Here is an 18812-nt window from a genome sequence, read left to right as displayed (position 1 = left end):
GCATCTCGGCTCTGTCGCAGGATATGGCATTCGATTCGATGCCGTGCGGCGCCGTTACAGCGGTCAGGTGGCAAAACCGGATTCCCCTTTTGCTGACCGCGCTTGGATGCTAAACGCCCGCGTTCACCCATACCACGCCCGATCCGCATCGGTCGGGCGCTTTCGGGAAAGAAAAAATGTCCGCCTTCAAATCCGATTTCCTGCGCGTAATGAGCGAGCGCGGTTTCATCCACCAGATTTCGGATGATGCCGGCCTCGACCAGCTTTTCGCCAGGGAAACGGTGACCGCCTATGTCGGTTACGACGCCACCGCGACCAGCCTGCATATCGGCAATCTGATTTCCGCGACCATGCTCTACTGGCTGCAGGAGACCGGCCACCGGCCGATTGCGCTGATGGGCGGCGGCACCTCAATGATCGGCGATCCTTCCTTCCGCGACGACCAGCGCAAGCTTTTGACGCCTGAGGCCATCGCCACCAACATCGAGGGCATCAAGCGCATCTTCGGCCGCATCCTGCGATTCGGCGACGGTGCGGGCGACGCGATCATGGTCAACAATGCCGACTGGCTGATGAAGCTCAACTATGTCGAGTTCCTGCGCGATGTCGGCCGGCATTTTTCGGTCAACCGCATGCTGACCTTCGACAGCGTCAAACTGAGGCTCGAGCGCGAACAATCGCTGTCGTTCCTCGAATTCAATTACATGATCCTGCAGGGCTATGATTTCGTCGAGCTCAGCCGGCGCTATGGCTGCCGCCTGCAGATGGGCGGATCGGACCAGTGGGGCAATATCATCAACGGCGTCGATCTCGGACACCGCATGGGCACGCCGCAGCTCTATGCCTTGACCACACCGCTGCTGACGACGTCGTCAGGCGCCAAGATGGGCAAATCGGCCAAGGGCGCGGTCTGGCTGAACGGCGACCTCTACTCGCCCTATGATTTCTGGCAGTACTGGCGCAACACCGAGGACGCCGACGTCACGCGCTTCCTCAAGATTTTCACCCGCCTGCCGCTCGGCGAGATCGCGCGGCTCGCCGCGCTTGGCGGCTCCGAGATCAACGAGGCCAAGAAGGTCCTGGCCACGGAAACGACGGCCATCGTGCACAGCCGCGAGGCGGCCGAGCAAGCCGAGGAAACCGCGCGCAAGACGTTTGAAGAAGGTGCGCTGGCCGAAACGCTGCCGACCGTCGAGGTCGGCAAGGCCGATCTGGAAAGCGGCATCGGCATATTGTCGCTGTTCGTTGCCGCTGGGCTTGCCGCGTCCAACGGCGAGGCGCGGCGACACATCCAGGGCGGCGCCGTGCGGCTGAACGACCAGTCCGTGTCCGACGATCGCCGGTTGGTGACACTTGAGGATCTAGGTCCGGAACAGGTCGTAAAGCTGTCGCTCGGCAAGAAAAAACACGTTCTGGTGCGGCCGGTCTGACCAGCGCTTGATCGATCTCGATGGAATCGGGATGGGGCTTCATTAGTCCTTTCCCGAAACCGGTTTCACATCTTGCTGCGCTGACCTTCGGTTCGGGATCACGGCCCAGGTAAAACCTAATCAGGTAGGTACTGAGAAGGGCCGAGATGGGTGAATATTGCCAGTCGTCTCATCTATCGGAACGAGCAGGTAGCGCCATAAGCCGACACCTTGGATACCGTGATCCTCGACGACTTGTCTCACCTCGATAGCGGACGAGATCATTGTTGACGGCGGCGAGGCCGGATTACGACCGCGAAGCGGTCAGAAATCCAAATCCATATCGTGATGATGATGCTCGTGACCGGGAAGCTCCGGCGGCGGCGGGCCAGGCACTTCGGCCACCATCGCCTCCGTCATGATGAGGAGGCCTGCCACCGAGGCTGCGCCCTGGAGCGCCGTTCGCACCACCTTGGCTGGGTCGATGATGCCCTTTGACACCAGATCCGCGTACACGCCCGATTGGGCATCGTAGCCATAGGCATTGTCATCGTTTTCGAGGATCCCGGCGATGACGACCGAGCCTTCCAGGCCGGCATTGATCGCGATTTGCCGAGCCGGCCAGGTGATCGCCTTCCTGACGATCGCGATGCCGACCTGCTGGTCCTCGTTGCTGCCCTTGAGCTTCTTGAGCGCCCTGCCGGCGCGCAGTAAGGCGACCCCACCGCCGGGGAGAATGCCCTCTGCAACCGCGGCTCTTGTCGCGTTCATCGCGTCATCGATGCGATCCTTCTTCTCCCTGACCTCGACTTCGGTTGCACCGCCGACCCGGATAACGGCGACGCCACCGGCGAGCCTGGCCAGCCGCTCCTGGAGGTTCTCGCGGTCGAAATCGGAGGTGGTTTCCGCAAGCTCGAGCTTGATCTCGGCGATGCGGGCCTCGATGCTTTCCCGCTCGCCGGCGCCGCCGACGATCGTGGTGTTTGCCTTGTCGATCATCACCTTCTTGGTGCGCCCGAGCATATCGAGGGAAGCATGTTCGAGCTTGATGCCCAAATCCTCGGAGATCACCGTTCCGCCGGTCATCAGCGCGAGATCCTGCAGCATCGCCTTGCGGCGGTTTCCGTAGGCCGGCGCCTTCACGGCTGCAACCTTGAGAGCGCCGCGCAACTTGTTGACCACCAGCGCCGCCATCACCTCACTCTCGACATCCTCGGCGATGATGAGCAGCGGCTTGCCGGCCTGCACCACCTTCTCCAGCAGCGGCAGTATTTCGTTCAGACTGGACAGTTTCTTCTCGCTGACGAGGACATAGGCATCCTGCATCTCGACCCGCATCTTTGCGCGATTGGTGATGAAATGGGGCGAGATATAGCCGCGGTCGAACTGCATGCCCTCGACGAATTCGAGTTCGGTTTCGAGCGACGTCCCGTCCTCGACAGTGATCACGCCGTCATTGCCGACCCTCTTCATGGCGTCGGCGAGGCAGCGGCCGATCTCCCTGTCGCCGTTGGCCGAGATGGTCCCGACTTGCGCAATCTCGACGTTCGAGGTGACCTTCGTGGCGTTGTTTTTGAGTTCCGCGACGACGGCTTCGACCGCGAGATCGATGCCGCGTTTCAGGTCCATGGGATTCATGCCGGCGGCCACCGCCTTGGCGCCCTCCCGGGCGATCGCATGCGCGAGCACGACGGCGGTGGTCGTGCCGTCGCCGGCCTGATGGGAGGTTTTTGTTGCTATCTCGCGCACCATCTGGGCGCCCATGTTCTCGAACTTGTTGTCGAGTTCGATTTCCCTGGCGACGGTCACGCCGTCCTTCGTGACCCGTGGCGCGCCGTGCTCCCTGCCGATCGCGACGTTGCGCCCCCGCGGGCCAAGCGTGACGCTCACCGCATTCGCCAGGATGTCAATGCCGCGCAGCATTCTGTCGCGAGCTTCGAACGAGAACATGATTTCCTTGGCAGCCATTTCCTTGTTCCTTAAGACCAAATCTTCGGGGAACGGCGACGCCTCATTCGGCCGCTCAGGCGAGATTGTCCCGTGGCAGCCCGAGCCGATTCCAGACATCGAACAAAGCTGCCGCGAGCCGATCAATCATGATGTCCTCATGACAGGGTGTCGGCGTGATGCGCAGCCGCTCAGTTCCCTTCGCCACAGTCGGATAATTGATCGGCTGGATATAGATGTCGTGATCGCTCAGCAGCAGGTCGCTCGCCGCTTTGCAATGCGCCGGATCGCCGACTGCCACCGGAACGATATGGGTGTCGCTCAGGATGACCGGCAGCGCAGCGGCACCCAGCGCCGCCTTGACCCGCCGGACGCGATCCTGCTGGCGCTTGCGCTCCCAGTGCGAGGTTTTCAGATGCCGGATCGCCGCTGTGGCCGCGGCGCAAATCGCCGGCGGCAACGCGGTGGTGAAGATGAAACCCGGAGCATAGGAACGAACCGCATCGATCAGCACAGCACTTCCCGTGATATAGCCGCCGAGGCAGCCGAAGGCCTTGGCGAGCGTGCCTTCGATAACATCGATCCGGTTCATGGCGCCGTCGCGCGCGGCGATGCCGGCGCCGCGAGGGCCGTACATGCCCACAGCATGGACCTCGTCGAGATAGGTCATTGCGCCGTAACGATCGGCGATTTCGCAAATGCGATTGATTGGCGCGACGTCGCCGTCCATCGAATAGAGTTCGAAGACGATGAGTTTTGGCCGATCCGGACCCGCTGCCTTCAACAATTCCTCGAGATGATCGACGTCGTTGTGGCGGAAGATGCTCTTCTGCGTACCGGACTGACGGATGCCTTCGATCATCGAATTGTGGTTGAGCGCATCGGACAGGATCAGACAACCGGGGATCAGCTTGGCGATGGTCGAGATGCCAGTCTGGTTCGAAACATAGCCGGACGTAAAGACCAGTGCCGCCTCCTTGCCGTGGAGATCGGCAAGCTCGCTCTCGAGCTCTAGGAGCGGATGGCTGGTGCCGGAGATATTGCGCGTCCCGCCGGCCCCCGTTCCCAGGCGGGTAGCAGTCTCCACCATGGCGGCGACCACTTTTGGGTGTTGTCCCATCCCGAGATAGTCGTTGGAGCACCAGATCACGACGTCCTTCGGTCCATGCGGGGAATGCCACACGGCATTGGGAAAGCGTCCGGCGACGCGCTCGAGGTCCGCGAACACACGGTAGCGCCGTTCCTCCTGCAGACGCGCGATCGCATCTGCAAAGAAACCGTCATAACTCGTATTGCCTGGCACCAAGATACGGCCTTGCCCACCGGCCATATCGCCCGCATCTCCGGTCATCGGAGGTCCAAATCGCCGCGGCGCAAGGACGTTCTTTACGCCGCCAGGTTTGCCGGTGTGCAACGCTGTGGGTTCCGCCATCGCCCGATTCCCCTGCTTGCATACGAATTATGTCGAAGCGCGATGCGCGCCGATCCCGCTCGCATAGTTCCTCACGACCCGCGTTCAGGAAGGTCGAAATTGAGCTGCAACATTCGCGCGATGTTTATCAGAATTGTCTCGCAGACCTTATCTTGATTAGGATCCAGATATTTGACAGTCCAGTTTGCCCCGTTCTCCTTGGTTTCGAGCCGCTGAATCACAAAATCAGTGACGTGCTCGCATCCCGGCTCCTTATGAAGATCCGCGAGGATCAATGCCTTAAGCTCCGAAGCCTCCTTTGTATGTCTTTGCATGGTCGCTCTCCTTCCGGATGACAACTTTCTATGGATCGCTCAACTGCATAATCGTGATGTCCGTCATCCCAGGGCTGGTGTCATCGCACCAGTTCACCCAACCTAGCGGCAATGCCGCTGCTTGGTGTGTCAGAGTCTAGCCCCTCCACGAATTGCCCCTGTGGGTTCATGATGTAGATGTGGGTGCCGTGATCCATTAGGTAGTCGTCACCGCCCGCCTCGCCCCGGCGCGCCACACCATAGGCGCCATATGCCTCCGAAACCGCAGCGATCTGTTGCGGGCTGCCGGTCAGTCCCAGGATGCGCGGATCGAACGCTGCGGTAAAGCTTCCCATCACCTCAGGCGTGTCGCGTTCGGGATCGACAGTGATGAAGAGCGGTTGCAGTTTTGCGGCGTCGGGGCCGAGTTCCTCAATCGCCGCGGCGATTGATGACAGCGTCGTCGGACAGATGTCGGGACAAGAAGTATAGCCGAAGAAAACCAGCAGCCATTTGCCGCGATAAGTCTCATCGGTGACCGTCGTTCCGTCCGGCGCCGTAAGCGTGAATGGGCCACCGACCGTCACAGGCGCCGTGTCGGCCCGCACGAGCGGTTGGCAGATCGACAGGGCCGCTGCGAATATGATGCAGAAGAGGGTATGCGGACCGTAGGCCCAGGGGCTGAGGAGTCCATGCCGCCGCTTCATCAAGTACCTCCGGCACTTCGAGAATGACGCACCAACCCCCGCGTGTGTTTGTGATTAACAAACTCGCCTAAACTATCTCACTTTATCATGTTTTGTTGCTGAATGGCTAGACATGGTACTGGTTTAGCTCTATTTTTAACAGTTGCCCCTCATCTCGCTAGAAGGAGGAGGCTTTTATGACCATTCGCGAATTGATGAGCGGGCTGGCGGCGATCGCTTTCGTTGCGATGGTGTCCGCGCCTGCGCAAGCCTACGAAGTGGGTCCGGTCACGGGAGGCGGAACGATCGAGGGTACGATCGTCTACCGCGGCGACGTGCCGACAACAAAGATCATCCCCACCAAGGATATCGAGGTGTGCGGCGATCCCCGCGAGGAGCCGCTGATCGAAGTCGGCAGCGATCAGGCCGTGCTGAACGCGGCGGTGCAGCTGGTCGACGTGGCACAGGGAAAGGCCTGGCCGGAGCCCGGAAAGCCGCCTGAGCTCAACAACCTCAAATGTCGCTTTGAGCCCGCGGTTCAGATGATACCCGCCGGTTCGCTGGAGGTGGTCAACAGCGACCCAATGCTCCACAACACCCACGGGTATTATGGCAAGCGCACCGCCTTCAACCTGGCGCTGCCCAATAAGGGCCAGCGGATACCCGTCGAACTGAAGCGGGCCGGCACTGTCCGCGTCGACTGCGACGCGCATGGCTGGATGGAAGGCTGGGTCTATGTGGTAGACAATCCCTACTACGCTGTCACCGGCGCCGACGGCAAGTTCAGCATAACCGATGTTCCGCCTGGGGACTACAAGCTCGTGGCGATCCACCCCTTCACCGGGCCCATCGAGCAGATTGTAAAGGTAGAGGAGAATAAGGCCACCAGTCTGACGATTGAACTGAAAAAATAAGAAAATGGGCGACCCACTGATTCAATAGGGTCGCGCTCCTGCGAGAAGGCCGACGCTTTAAGAAACGGTCTGCACTGAGGAGGAACCCTGATGTCTGACGAGCTTGACCGCATTCGGCGCGAAATGCATGCGGTGCTGCAGCCGCCTGGAGTACGGCCCGACGACTCGCTCCAAATCACCCGCCGCACATTCATTCACAGATCGCTGCTGTTCGGCGCTGCTTCCGTCGGCCAGACGTTCGCGTGGTGGCCGCTGCTCAACACCATCGACGTCGCTCACGCCGCCGAAGCGCCCTTCAAGTTTGCCTGGATTTCGGACACCCATCTCTACGAGAGGTCCCTCAACACGCGCTTCGTCGACAAGGTGGTGCGCGCCGTACAAGAGGTCCAGGCCATGGATCCGCCGGCCGACTTCCTGATCTTCGGCGGCGACCTGGCCCAGCTCGGAAAGATCGAGGAACTTGAGCTTGGCGTTGAGCTCCTCAAGGATCTGAAGATCAAGAAGTACTACATCCCGGGCGAGCATGACTGGTATCTGGATATGGGCAAGAAGTGGGGCGAGTTGTTCGGCCAACCCAACTGGACCTTCGATCACAAAGGCGTGCGCTTCATCGGGCTCGATACGGTCAGCCGGGGACCGGACTACTGGACAGCGAAAAAGATGACGCCAGAGGAGCGCATGGGCCACATGGCTACCCTCGACGGCACGGTTGCCGGCGCGTGGGCCGGCGTCGGCCGCGAGCAACTCGACTGGATGCAGAAGACACTCGCCGACTGGGATAAGTCCAAGCCGATCGTCATCTTCAGCCATAATCCGCTGTATGAGTACTACCCGCCCTGGAATTTCTGGGTGCGCGACTGGCGCGAAGTGAATGACGTGCTGAAGCCTTATACCAAGGTCACCAACATCCACGGTCACGTGCACCAGGTGCTCTACAACGAGATCGGCAGCATGCGCTCGATCGGCATGCTGGCGACCTCCTGGCCATGGCCGTATGCGCCGGAAGGCGTGCCCAAGCTGACCAAGCCGATGATCCGTGTCGATCCGGGCGATCCCTTCGACGGGGTCGGTTGGGAAACCGTGAGCGTCAACGCCGACGACAAGGTCGATGTCGAGTACATCATGTGGGGCCGCAAGGAGGTGTTCGTCCAGTCGCCGGAGGACCACGACAAGAGCATTGGGGAGGTCTTACAGCCACGCATCGCCGACAGACAGTACCCGTGGGAAAATCCATAAAGGGGATGGCTATGATAAACACATCGACATTCCTCTGCATTCTGAGGCGTTCCACCGTCGCCGGAGCAGTCGTCGCAGCTGCCGTCGTCGTCGGCCCGGCCAGTGCCAACAAGGACCCGGTGACGCCAAAGCAGCTGAAGCTCTATCAAGAGGCGTTCATGGAGGAGGTCAGGAAGGGAGACCTCCTGTTCCACGGTGATGCGGCGATGGCGGAGCAGTTGGGCGTCAAGCTGTCGACCACCGGGTGGGCCTGCGCCATGTGCCATCCGATGGCCTCCGATACCCACCCGCATGCGTTCCCGAAGTTCCAGCAGTCGATGGCCAAATTCGCGACACTGCGCGACATGATCAACTGGTGCATCGAGAAACCGAACCAGGGCGAGAAGATCGATCCCGAATCGGAGGCGATGAAGGCGCTCGAGGCGTACATCACCTGGTCGAACACCGGTTCGGTGTTGGTGCCAGGCAAGTACTAGTCTCGTCGATAGCCGGGGCTCGGCTTCACGGGAGCGCGTCCGCCATCGGGGGTGACACCTCGATGGGTGGGGTTGAAGCAGTCGTGCGGCCGGGGAACCGCGCGGGGAGGTCTATGCGTTGGCAGAGACTGGGATGGAGCTGCGCGGCAAGTTCGCGAATGTGGACCTGGATGCGCTGGTCGACAACCGGGTCGTGCGGACCTGGCTTTATTTCGGCATGTTCTGGCTGATGGTAACGCCATCCGTCGGCGTCCTGATATCGAGCACCTTCAACTACCCCGACTATCTCGGATCGGGGAATCTCGAGCTCACCTTCGGCCGGCTGCGCCCGGTCCACGTCAACGGTGTCATCTTCGGCGCTTTCTCGACGCTTTTCATCGGCCTTTGCTACTATCTCGTGCCGCGTCTGTCGGGGGTGCGGGTAATATGGTCGGAGTGGTCGGTTCTTCTCGCATGGGTCTGGAACGTCGCAACGCTTGCCGGTTTGGTCGGCTTGCTGTTCGGCGACAGTGACGGTTTGGAAGCCGGAGAGTTTCCGCTCTATGCGAAGGTCGCATTCTTCATCGTAGTGGCTGTTGCTACCGCGCAATTCCTGATCACGATCAGTCGAAGGCTCGAGCCGGCGATCTATGTCGCGCTATGGTACTTGATCGCCACTTTCGTGTGGACGACGATGAACTTCGTGCTTGGAAGCTTCATCCTGCCGTACACGATCTCGGGCATCAACAGCGCCGCCTTCCATGGCCTCTATCTCCACTACATCGTCGGGCTGTGGCTAACGCCCGCGGGCTACGTGATCATTTACTATTTCCTGCCGATCAGCGCGCGAAATCCGCTCTATGCCCATAAGCTCTCGCTGGTAGGCTTCTGGTCCCTGGCATTGTTCTACCCGTTCGTCGGCATCCACCATTACCTCTACAGCCCGATCGCGGACTGGGCCGAGACCTTGGCCGTCGTCACGTCGATGCTACTGATCATTCCGGTGTGGACGGTACTGGTGAACTTCTTCGGCACTATGATGGGCAAGTGGCATGAGTTCGGCAGGAATCTGCCGGCGAAGTTCCTGATCATGGGCTCGCTCATGTATCTCGTCGGCTGCTTCCAGGGCTCGACCGAGGCGCTGCGGCAGCTGCAGCAGCCGACCCATTTCACCGATTTCGTCATCTCGCATTCGCATCTCACCGTGTTCGGCACCTTCGTCGTATGGGCGATGGGGGGCCTCGTCTATACTTGGCCGCGGCTGTTCGGGCGCGAACTCTGGTCCTTCAAGCTCGGCAACTGGTCGTTCTGGCTGATCACCATCGGCATCACGACCATGGGCCTGGTTCTCACAGCGGGCGGGCTGCAGCAGGGTTATCAATGGATGAATGGTGTCGAATGGCTCGACTCGCTCGTCTGGGTGAAGCCCTACTGGCTGGCGCGGACCCTGGCAGGCATCAGCATGGATATCGGTATGTCGCTGCTGGTGGTGAATCTGATGCTGACCGCACTGACCAGCCCGGCGGCTGAGGCGCGACGCGTCCGCGGGCCGGTGGAGGCGCCTATCCCGGCCCCGGCGGGAGGGCCCGCGCAGTGAACGTTCGCTTCTTCGCGCTGTTCGCCGGCGTCTTTTGCATCACCCTTGCGGTGATCACGCAGGGCGTGCTGCCCTTCGTGGAGCCGTCCTCGCGAACTACGCGCGTGACCTCGGTGGTGCGGACGGATTTCGGCCAGCTGAAATGGACGGTTTCAGAGGCGACTGACTACACCGAACAGCAGCGTCGCGGCCGCAACATTTACCTGCGCGAAGGCTGCTGGTACTGCCATTCGCAATTCGTGCGGCCGGTGACCGGCGAGATCCGCCGCTGGGGACCGGTCAGCGAGGCGGGCGAATACGCCTATGACGTGCCGCACCTGTTAGGCACACGCCGGATCGGGCCGGACCTGACGCGCGTCGGCCTGAAATACAGCGACGAATGGCACCTGGCGCACTTCTACAATCCTCGGATGCTGGTGCCGGACTCGATAATGGCGCCGTATCGCGGCCTCTTCCACGAGCCCGATGCAGCCGTCCGTATCGTTGACGACGGCGCTGGAAATCGGACCCTGGAAAGGACAGAGGTCACCGAAGGCCTGTTCGACTTCGACAGCCAGCAAGCCATCCAGCTGACGCCGAATGCGTACGGGTTGCTGTTCGTGCCGCTGAAGGCGCGCGAAAGAAAGCCGATCATCCTGACGCCGAATGACGAATACACAGGAGAAACCGTCAGCATCGCGGCGGAGACGGAATCGGTGGCGGCGCTCGTTTCCTACGTCCAGAAGCTCGGCACGAACCGGGGTAAATGGCGCGATCTTTTCGAGCCGCAAAGTCTGGAGGTCATGGATGCGACGATGCCGCGCTCCGAGGAATGGATTGCTTATGGCAAGGAAGTCTATGAGCGCCGCTGCATCGGTTGCCACGGTGCCAAAGGCGACGGCAACGGGCCGGCCGCCACCTTTATGTTTAACCAGCGGCCCAGGGACTTCACGTCCGCAGTCTTCAAGTTCAGGTTGACAAAGGAGCCCCTGCCCACGGACGGCGACATGCTGCGCACCATTACTCGCGGCATCCGCGGCACGGCAATGCCCCCTTGGTACGAACTGCCGCTCAACGATCGGCTGGCGGTGATCCAATACATCAAATATGAGCTAGCGGTTGACCGTTCCGATCCCGCCAGTCCTTACGCTTTCTTCGTCGAGGAACCGCCTGGCCCACCGTTGTATATCGGGCGCCCGCCGACGCCGTCCCAGACGATGCTGGACCGAGGTAAGGAGGTTTGGCAGGTGGCGAAGTGCTGGGAGTGCCACGGCCAAGGCGGCAAGGGCGACGGCGAGAAGGCTGCCGGCCTCAAGGATGATCTCGGGTTCGCCACCGTGCCGGCCGACCTCACCAGCGGCCAGTTCAAGTCTGGCCCGGCCGTCGAAGACATCTTCCGAACGATAACTACCGGCCTCAGCGGCACGCCGATGCCGTCGTATCGGGATTCTTTTCCGGACGAGGACCGGTGGGCGCTTTCTTATTTCGTGGTGGCGCTTTCCGCCTATAAAGACCCGCTCTCGCTGCAGCCGCTGTCGATCAAGAAGGAGGCCCGCGCGGCGCTGAACGATCTGGAACTGGTCGCTGACAAGCCTGAGCGAGCCTATGTGCCCGATCCGTCGGTGCCGGCGTCCGGCCCGCCAGCGCCGCCTGGCGAGGAACAGGCACCCGCCGGAGGTTAGCGCATGCTCGGTTTTGAAGTCACCGGACCCTATGTCGGCGCCATGATGATGAGCCTGGCGGCCCTGTTCTTGTTCATCTGGGGCGTCCTATCCGGCGCGTTGAGCGGCACCGACAAAGCCGCCAACGGCTTTTTTGAAAGGGAGATGGAGAATGAGCGATCTGCAGAGCAGCGATCCGGAGAGCCCGAGGCACCCGGAACTGGATGTACGTCAAAGCTCGCACCCTGAACTAGAGGACTATGCCGGCGGCCTGATACAGGCGCGTGTGGGCTTCATTCCGCTATGGCTTCTCGTCGTCTACGTGCTGCTGTTCGCCTGGGGGCTGTATTACATGTATGTTTACTGGGGCGGGCTCGGCCCCGGCCGTCTGTTCTAAGAAGACTGTCGCAAGAGCTGGTAAGGCAGGAGTGATGGAGATGTTGGTAGCCAAAATTCTCCTTGGGGTCGCCGCATTGAACCTCCTTTTCCTGGCCTTCGAGGTGGCGGTAAACGTGCTTCGTCTTTATTTCGGCTGACATAGGAGCAGCGGATGCTACAGGACACGGTTTTCAAGCTCGCTGACGCCGGCTTGCCACAGATGCTCGGCTTCCTCATCTATGGCGGCTGCACCGTCGGCTTTATCATCTTTCTTGTCTATCTTGTGCGGCAATAGCGACGCGGGCGCGGCGCTGCGAAAACGCCAATGATCTACTACCTCGTGATCTTCGCCGCTGGATTTGCAGGCAGCTTTCATTGCATCGGCATGTGCGGCGGCTTTGCCTGCGCGCTGGGCCGCGATCAGCGAGGCGGAGGCGCAACCGTCCTTCGCCACCTGCTCTATAATACCGGCCGATTGACAACCTATTGCTTTCTGGGCGGGCTCGCGGGTGCGATCGGTCAGGTCATCTGCACCACGCAAGGTCTAACGGCGGCGCCGCCCTTGAACGGCTCCCTCGACACCGCCCAACGAATTCTCGCGATCGTCGCTGGCCTGCTCATGATTGCCATGGCGTTGCAGTTCTTCGGCTTGCTGCAGGTCTTCCATCGTCTTGCGATCGGATTTGGCGGCAGCACATTTGCATTGTCTCTGCGCGGTCTGTTGACCGCCGGGAGCAGCGCAGCACCGCTTGCCTTTGGCGTTTTCAACGGCTTCCTGCCATGTCCCCTGGTCTATGCCTTCGCCGCCCAGGCGGCGAGCACCGCCGGAGCGCTTCCCGGGCTTCTCGTCATGGCATGGTTCGGACTGGGAACCTTCCCCGCGATGTTGATGATGGGCGGCGTTGGCCGGATACTAGGGCCAGCCTGGCGGCGGCGCGGCGTGCGGCTGGCTGGCGGCTTTATTCTTTTGCTCGGTCTCATCACGCTCGGCCGTGGTCTCCTGCCTTCCGACGCGCATATCGGCCTTGCCTGGCTGGGCGGACATCCTGCATGACTGCGCATGGCGATATCCTCTGTAGCCATTGTTCGCTGCCCGTCGGCCTGCGCCCGATGGAGCGCAGGCTCAATGGTGAGGCTTGCGCATTCTGCTGCTACGGCTGTTGCATCGCCTTTCAGGTGAAGAGCGGCAGACACGAAGAGTGGGAAGCCGCCTGGCTTCTGATCCAGCTCGGCGTGGGAGGCTTTCTCTCCATGAATATCATGATGTTCAGCCTCCTCCTCTATTCGGACGCGTTCACCGGCGTCGATGCGGGCGTGCTGCCGTGGATCCACCTTTTGCTCTGGATCTTCGCGACGCCGGCGGTGGTGATTCTCGGCGGACCCTATCTGCGCGAAATGTGGCTCAATGGTATTCAGGGACGAGTGACGTCGTCGGCACTCATCGTGCTTGGCGTCGCTGCCGCTTACCTCTATTCGGCATTTGCCGTGTTCGAGGGCAGCACGCATGTCTATTTCGACACCGCCGTGATGGTGCTGATGCTGTTCACCGTTGGCCGCTATCTCGAGGCTGTTGGCCGCGCCAGGGCGGCGCGCGACCTCGAACCTCTTCTGGCCGCAGAAGGCGAGAGCGCGACCGTGATCGATGGCGCGGCAGAGATCCGCCGTCCGGTGCGGGAGGTGTCGGCCGGCATGCTGGTGCGGGTCCGGCCAGGCGAGCGCATTCCGGTCGACGGCGTGGTTGTCGAAGGGGAATCGAACACCGATGAAGCCGTGATTACCGGAGAAAGCCGGCAAGTGACCAAGGGCGCCGGCTCCAAGGTGATTGCCGGCAGTATCAATATCGACGGCCCGCTCCTGATCCAAAGCAGCGGTGACGGAACTGCAACCCGCTGGGCGCGGATTTGCCGGTCGGTGCGCGAAGCGCTGGGCCGTCGCAGTCCAACCCAGCGTCTTGCCGATCGCGTCGTTGGCGTGTCCGTGCCGCTCGTCCTCGCCCTCGGCGGGCTGACGATCGTTTACTGGGCGCAGTCATTGCCGTTCGATCGGGCGTTGCTGATTGGCCTCTCGGTACTGGTGGTTGCCTGTCCTTGTGCCGTCGGCCTCGCTGCTCCGATGGCGACATCACTCGGCATCGGCCGGTTGGCACGGCACGGCTGCCTTGTCCGCGACCCCGGCGTGCTTGAGACCCTCGCGCGTGTCCGGTTGCTCGCCTTCGACAAGACCGGCACTCTGACGGCGGGCAAAGCGCGTCTCGTCGGCGTCGACTGCCAGGAGGTCGGCATCGACGAAGTGCTGGCGCGCGCCGCCGGTCTGGAGCGACTTTCCGAGCATGGTCTGGCGCGGGCCATCGCGGCAGCCGCCGCTCAGCGCGGCATCACGCCGCTCGTCACCCGCGATGTCCGGACGGTTCCCGGCCGTGGCGTCCGCGGCAGCGCCGAAGGCCGGCCCGTAGCGGCAGGGAACGGCAGATTGATGAATGATCTGGGCTGGCCGCTTCCCCCGTCGCTGACTGAGCGTGCGCGGTCGCTGGAGGCGAGCGGTTATTCGGTGGTCTATGTCGGTTGGGGCGAGCAGGTTCACGCCGTGCTGTCGCTCGATGATTCACCGCTTCCCGAGGCGCATGCCGCGATCGCGGCCCTGCGTGAGCGCGGGCTCGACGCCACGCTGTTGACCGGCGACTTGGCGCAAGCGGCGGAGCGGATCGCGGCTCTGGTCGGGATCAAGGACGTCCAAGCGGGCCTTTCGCCGGAGGCCAAACGGCTGGCCCTGGATCGGCTCCGCCATGACCACGGTTCGGTGGCGATGGTCGGCGATGGACTGAATGACGGGCCGGTCCTGGCCGCCGCAGATGTCGGTATTGCCGTCGGCTCCGCCACCGATCTCGCCCGCGAGACTGCAGCGCTCGTGCTGCCTGCGGACGGATTGTGGATGCTGCCCTGGATCGTCGACGTGGCCCGTGCGGTCCGCAGGACCATCTTGACCAACCTTATGTGGGCGTTCGGCTACAACCTCGTCGCCCTGACGTTCGCAACATTCGGACTTCTGCAGCCAATCCTTGCGGCGGCGGTCATGGCCGGCTCGAGCATTCTCGTGGTGGTGAATTCGCTGCGGCTGGAGCGGCTGCCCGATCCTGTTCCAGCGCTGATCCCGGAGCAACGATCCGGCACCAAGTCGCAGCGTACCCACGATGGCGCCGGCATTTCCGCAATGGCCGGCCCGGCCGTCGAGCGGAGTTGAGTTTCGTTTCAGCCAAACACGTCGTGCGTGAAGGCGTCATACCAGCCTTCCGCCGCGCGCGCAGCCTGCCGGCGGACCTCGTAGCTTTCCTCGACCTTGCTGACGAAGCTGATGACGCTCTTGAGCTTCCCGTCGACGGGCTTGAAGCTGATGGCGTTGCTGAACGCATCGTCGGGGGCGAGATAGGTGTAGCAGGTGTTGAACAAATGCGCCGGGAAACGCGCTGATCCAGTGAGATCGGCCGCGATGGCAAAGGCGCAGGCTTTGGCCTGGCTGTTGGCGCAGAAGGCGGATTTCGGCATATCCCCGCCGATGATCGCGTCACCGACCAGATGGACGCCGGGCTGCAGCGCCGATTCGAAGGTGACCGGATCGACCGGACACCAGCCCGACCGATTGGCGAGCCCCGCCTGCTGCGCCAAGCGCCCGGCCATTTGCGCCGGGATGACATTGGCCACCGCGGCCTTGAATGTAGCTCCCGCGGTGATCACCGACCGGGTCTTCGCGTCGATTGCCGTGACCCCGCCGGTGAACTGAGCCGGTAGCCATTCGATCATTCCCGGATAGTGGCGGTTCCAAGCGTCCTGGAACAGGTCCTGCGCGTTGAAGCTGTCTTTCGCATCGAGGATCAGAATTTTGGCCTTGGGTTTGCGGCGCTGGAAATAGGATGCGACGAGGGAAGCGCGCTCGTAGGGGGCGGGCGGGCAGCGAAACGGATTCGGCGGAGCAACGAGCACGAACAGCCCGCCGTCCTCCATGCTTTCCAGTTGCCGGCGCAGCAGCTTGCTTTGCGGTCCTGCATTCCAGGCGTGCGGCATGATCTCCATCGCCGCTTCGTCATAGCCCTTAAGCGCCCGATCCCTGAATGCGATGCCTGGCGCAACAACGAGACGGTCGTAGCTGAGCTTTGAACCGTTGTTGAGCGCAACGGTTTTCGCCGCCGGGTGAATCGCCGCGGCGGACTCATGAATGACGATGATACCATTTTGTTTTGCCAGCGCTTCATAACCATGACTGAGCGATTCGAACGGGCGCAGCCCGGCGAGATAGAGATTGCTGAAGAAACAGGTCGCGTAGCTCTGCCGCGGTTCAACCAGGGTCACCTCGATAGCCGTGGCGCTGGCGGCGAGATATCTGGCGACCGTTGCGCCGCCGATGCCGCCGCCGATCACGACGACACGCGCCTTGGCCTGGCCCCGCGCCTTCGGCTGGTTGAGCGCCGTTAACAACGCTGCTCCGGTGAGGCGGCCGAACTCGCGACGAGTCCAGGATTTCATCGCGGGTTACTTCCCTGCGCTGCGACATAGCGCGCGACGCTCGCGATCTCCTCGTCGCTGAGCGACAGCGCGATAACGTGCATGATGTGATTTGGACTCTCGCTCGCCCGGTAGGCAAGCAGGGCGTTGGTAAGCCTCTCCTCACCAAGCCCGATGATGCTGGGAATGCCTGTGCCGCCGCCATCGAGACGATGGCAGGACGCACAGATTGCGGCGAGTTGAGCGCCTTGATCGGGCCCCGCCGCCGCGCCGGATTGGCTGAAGAGCAGCACGAGGCCCGTGGCAATCGCAGATCTCGCGACGGGGCGCATGCTGAATACCCGTCTGTTTCGCAGTTTTCCGGTCACGCTCCCACTCAACTTGTCACGCTATAATTCGCGCAGCTCGATTGCGTCGACACCTCAACCGACCGTGAACTGGTGCGACAACATATATACGCCACCCCCGTCTTCTTCCCAGACAAAATCGAGCCGGCCGCTCTCCGTCGCGCGCAAGGAAAATTCGAAGAACGGGTTGGCCGAAATCGCCTCGTGAAGATCGACACTGAACACCACAGTTTCGTTGTAGCGACAGACAAACTTGTTGATGATCTTGCGCGGGATTACATTGCCTTGATCATCATGGCGTAGCCCCGTTTCCATCTCGTGGCTGATAATGGTCTTGACCTGAAAAATCTCCCCCTTCGCCGCAGCGTTTGGCACGATCACGCGTGGTGTCGGGGTGGTCACAGTCTCTCTCCGATCCTCAGGCACAGCCATCCGAGGCGACACGGACCCACGTCGTGGTCATCAGCAAAATGCCGTCATTCATTTCAGCGACAGCGACGACGTGTTGCGGTTTGGCAAGCCGGATGCGCGTCGACACGCGGGGCAGACTGCGTTGCGGGACGAAGTGGAAACTGGCCACTTCGATGAGCGGGTTCCGCGGCGCGAACACGCGCATCTGCCTTACATGGTCGGCCTCGGTCATGGGGCTGTCGATGTAAAGACTCATGGGCACGGTGTAGCCGGTCGGGAAGTCCGTCGGCATTATCAGGTGAAGGCGATCCGACACCGTGGCCGTCCGTCCGGTGAGCTGCTCGATGAGATCCAACGCTTCATCGTTCGCACGCGCGCTCCGCGGCGAGAAGAGCGCGACCCCGGCAAACCCCACACTCCCGGCGATCAACACATCGCGGCGCGTCAAGCTCATCGTCCCGGTCTCCAAACCCTGCCACCTCTTTAGGCCACTCTAAGAACGCATCGGCGGCGGCAGGCGGCGCACTCGGACACATCAGTGCGGCAGCTTCTACCAAATTTAGCACCGACAACCGCTGGGAGCAATCTCGCGGAAGTGCCCATGGCCGCCCTTTAAACCAATGCATTCTGTTTTACCGCCCGTTGGGAGCACGCCGGCGGATTCTGCGACTACCCAACTTCGGTCGCCGGCCTGATCGCTGGAGGCGTTATTGCGGCACCGCTGTCGGGATAGATGGTCAAGGCATTGCGGGAAAGGACGCTCTTGGGTTGTCGGATCTCTGATCACACTCTTGGCCGGCTATCAGATGCTCGAATTAACTGGAGCGCTCGAACCGCGCCAGCGCAATGTCTGATTTACAAGCCTGCGCGACATTCATGATAAGGCTGAAAAAGGACGGGTTAGGGTGGGAAGCGGTCGTTGGTCTCTTCCCAACGAGCAAGTAGCGCCCCTGAGCTGACCCATCCGGGCCGAACCCCGGGGCAGTCTCGCGTGCCGCCCGAGATAACTCGCGAGGCTAAGCCCAGAACGCATCCCAGGCGTAGAGGTCGTAGAAGTGCTCCCGGCCGTCAATCACCTTGCCATTCTTGATGTCGAAGACAATGCAACAGAGCACATCCAGCCGTTTGCCGTTGCGCTCCCCGGTATTGCGATGGACGCCGACCGCGCGTCCGTCCTCGCTCTCCATCACATGCAAAAGGTTGGCCTTGAAAGTCCCGTGGTTTCGCCGCCATAGCGGCCGAACTGGCCAAAGGTCGCCTCGCGGGCTTCGTAGTCCCCGGCGATCGGACTCTTCCCCGGAGTATGCCAGATGCAGGACTCGTCGATGATTTGCGTGAGCGTGTCCATGTCTCCCGAGTTGAACGCGGCACAACNGCGCCGAACGAGCTCGGAGTTCTGATTTCTTAGCGTCACGTCTGCCATAACTTCCTCCTGTTGCTGACCCGACCCTGCTGGGGCGTGAGAGCCTGAAGGGCGTCGACCCAACTCATATCAGCAACATACACCCGGCACGGTGCGCGCGCACGAGGAAGCTTGCCTTTGCTCTTCTCCGCAGGAAGGGCAGCTACGGGTC

19 protein-coding genes and 1 pseudogene are annotated in these 18812 nt (G+C 61.6%); 11 read left to right on the top strand and 9 right to left on the bottom strand.

Annotated elements, in window-relative coordinates:
- Nucleotides 1–176 precede the first annotated feature (176 nt).
- The gene (tyrS, locus tag M727_RS0119955; protein ID WP_027154147.1) at nt 177–1430 is read left to right on the top strand and encodes a tyrosine--tRNA ligase; all 1254 of its coding nucleotides are present in this window, start codon (nt 177–179) and stop codon (nt 1428–1430) included.
- Between the two features lie 303 nt (nt 1431–1733).
- Here tyrS and groL read toward each other — a convergent pair whose 3' ends face one another.
- From groL to M727_RS0119935, 4 genes are all read right to left on the bottom strand, one after another.
- Entirely contained in the window at nt 1734–3377 is a 1644-nt protein-coding gene (groL, locus tag M727_RS0119950; RefSeq protein WP_027154146.1) for a chaperonin GroEL, read from the bottom strand.
- A 55-nt stretch (nt 3378–3432) separates the two neighbouring features.
- Nucleotides 3433–4686: a 5-aminolevulinate synthase gene (hemA, locus tag M727_RS0119945; RefSeq protein ID WP_051505664.1), complete on the bottom strand. Its 1254-nt coding sequence runs from the start codon at nt 4684–4686 to the stop codon at nt 3433–3435.
- A gap of 173 nt (nt 4687–4859) precedes the next feature.
- Nucleotides 4860–5102, bottom strand: a complete 243-nt coding sequence (locus tag M727_RS0119940; RefSeq protein ID WP_027154144.1) for a hypothetical protein — start codon at nt 5100–5102, stop codon at nt 4860–4862.
- 80 nt (nt 5103–5182) lie between these two features.
- Nucleotides 5183–5788 (bottom strand): SCO family protein, encoded by a 606-nt coding sequence (locus M727_RS0119935; protein ID WP_027154143.1) that lies wholly within the window; start codon nt 5786–5788, stop codon nt 5183–5185.
- 176 nt (nt 5789–5964) lie between these two features.
- Between M727_RS0119935 and M727_RS0119930 the strand changes: the two genes are divergently transcribed.
- The 9 genes from M727_RS0119930 (at nt 5965) to M727_RS0119885 (ending at nt 15224) form a co-directional block, all read left to right on the top strand.
- On the top strand, nt 5965–6681 hold the full coding sequence (locus M727_RS0119930; protein ID WP_245268710.1) for a carboxypeptidase regulatory-like domain-containing protein: 717 nt from the start codon (nt 5965–5967) through the stop codon (nt 6679–6681).
- Nucleotides 6682–6771: 90 nt separating this feature from the next.
- The gene (locus tag M727_RS0119925; RefSeq protein ID WP_027154141.1) at nt 6772–7917 is read left to right on the top strand and encodes a metallophosphoesterase; all 1146 of its coding nucleotides are present in this window, start codon (nt 6772–6774) and stop codon (nt 7915–7917) included.
- A gap of 11 nt (nt 7918–7928) precedes the next feature.
- Nucleotides 7929–8393, top strand: coding sequence for a hypothetical protein (locus M727_RS0119920; RefSeq protein ID WP_023798298.1), 465 nt, complete (start codon nt 7929–7931; stop codon nt 8391–8393).
- 133 nt (nt 8394–8526) lie between these two features.
- A complete protein-coding gene (locus tag M727_RS0119915; RefSeq protein WP_027154140.1) occupies nt 8527–9969 on the top strand; it encodes a cbb3-type cytochrome c oxidase subunit I in 1443 nt (480 codons plus the stop codon).
- Nucleotides 9966–11630, top strand: coding sequence for a cbb3-type cytochrome c oxidase subunit II (locus M727_RS0119910; RefSeq protein ID WP_027154139.1), 1665 nt, complete (start codon nt 9966–9968; stop codon nt 11628–11630). Before M727_RS0119915 ends, M727_RS0119910 begins: the two co-directional genes overlap by 4 nt.
- A gap of 151 nt (nt 11631–11781) precedes the next feature.
- Complete coding sequence (locus M727_RS0119905) at nt 11782–12006, top strand: hypothetical protein (protein WP_014766281.1); 225 nt, start codon at nt 11782–11784, stop codon at nt 12004–12006.
- A gap of 153 nt (nt 12007–12159) precedes the next feature.
- Complete coding sequence (locus tag M727_RS43805) at nt 12160–12282, top strand: hypothetical protein (RefSeq protein WP_023798301.1); 123 nt, start codon at nt 12160–12162, stop codon at nt 12280–12282.
- Nucleotides 12283–12312: 30 nt separating this feature from the next.
- Nucleotides 12313–13041, top strand: a complete 729-nt coding sequence (locus M727_RS0119890; RefSeq protein WP_027154137.1) for a sulfite exporter TauE/SafE family protein — start codon at nt 12313–12315, stop codon at nt 13039–13041.
- Between the two features lie 56 nt (nt 13042–13097).
- Nucleotides 13098–15224 carry a cation-translocating P-type ATPase gene (locus M727_RS0119885; RefSeq protein ID WP_027154136.1) on the top strand — a complete coding sequence of 709 codons (2127 nt, stop codon included), beginning with the start codon at nt 13098–13100 and terminating at the stop codon, nt 15222–15224.
- An 8-nt stretch (nt 15225–15232) separates the two neighbouring features.
- Here the strand turns inward: M727_RS0119885 and M727_RS0119880 are convergent, their stop codons facing one another.
- Genes M727_RS0119880 through M727_RS0119865 form a run of 4 tightly spaced genes read right to left on the bottom strand, consistent with a single transcriptional unit; the run spans nt 15233 to nt 17692 of the window.
- A complete protein-coding gene (locus M727_RS0119880; protein WP_027154135.1) occupies nt 15233–16501 on the bottom strand; it encodes an NAD(P)/FAD-dependent oxidoreductase in 1269 nt (422 codons plus the stop codon).
- Complete coding sequence (locus M727_RS36880) at nt 16498–16848, bottom strand: c-type cytochrome (RefSeq protein ID WP_236389845.1); 351 nt, start codon at nt 16846–16848, stop codon at nt 16498–16500. Before M727_RS36880 ends, M727_RS0119880 begins: the two co-directional genes overlap by 4 nt.
- Nucleotides 16849–16902: 54 nt before the next feature.
- Nucleotides 16903–17229, bottom strand: coding sequence for a thiosulfate oxidation carrier complex protein SoxZ (soxZ, locus tag M727_RS0119870; protein WP_036262802.1), 327 nt, complete (start codon nt 17227–17229; stop codon nt 16903–16905).
- A 16-nt stretch (nt 17230–17245) separates the two neighbouring features.
- Nucleotides 17246–17692: a thiosulfate oxidation carrier protein SoxY gene (locus M727_RS0119865; RefSeq protein ID WP_027154133.1), complete on the bottom strand. Its 447-nt coding sequence runs from the start codon at nt 17690–17692 to the stop codon at nt 17246–17248.
- Nucleotides 17693–17881: 189 nt separating this feature from the next.
- Between M727_RS0119865 and M727_RS43120 the strand changes: the two are divergent.
- Nucleotides 17882–18092: pseudogene (locus M727_RS43120) on the top strand (sulfite exporter TauE/SafE family protein); the annotation flags it as partial.
- Between the two features lie 162 nt (nt 18093–18254).
- Here M727_RS43120 and M727_RS41605 read toward each other — a convergent pair.
- A complete protein-coding gene (locus M727_RS41605) occupies nt 18255–18428 on the bottom strand; it encodes a hypothetical protein (RefSeq protein WP_156941566.1) in 174 nt (57 codons plus the stop codon).
- Between the last annotated feature and the right edge of the window lie 384 nt (nt 18429–18812).

It is taken from the genome of Mesorhizobium sp. WSM2561 (assembly GCF_000513915.1).
Classification (GTDB): domain Bacteria; phylum Pseudomonadota; class Alphaproteobacteria; order Rhizobiales; family Rhizobiaceae; genus Mesorhizobium; species Mesorhizobium muleiense.
Note: the sequence above shows the minus strand (reverse complement) of the source record. Positions and strands in the feature narration are given on the sequence as shown.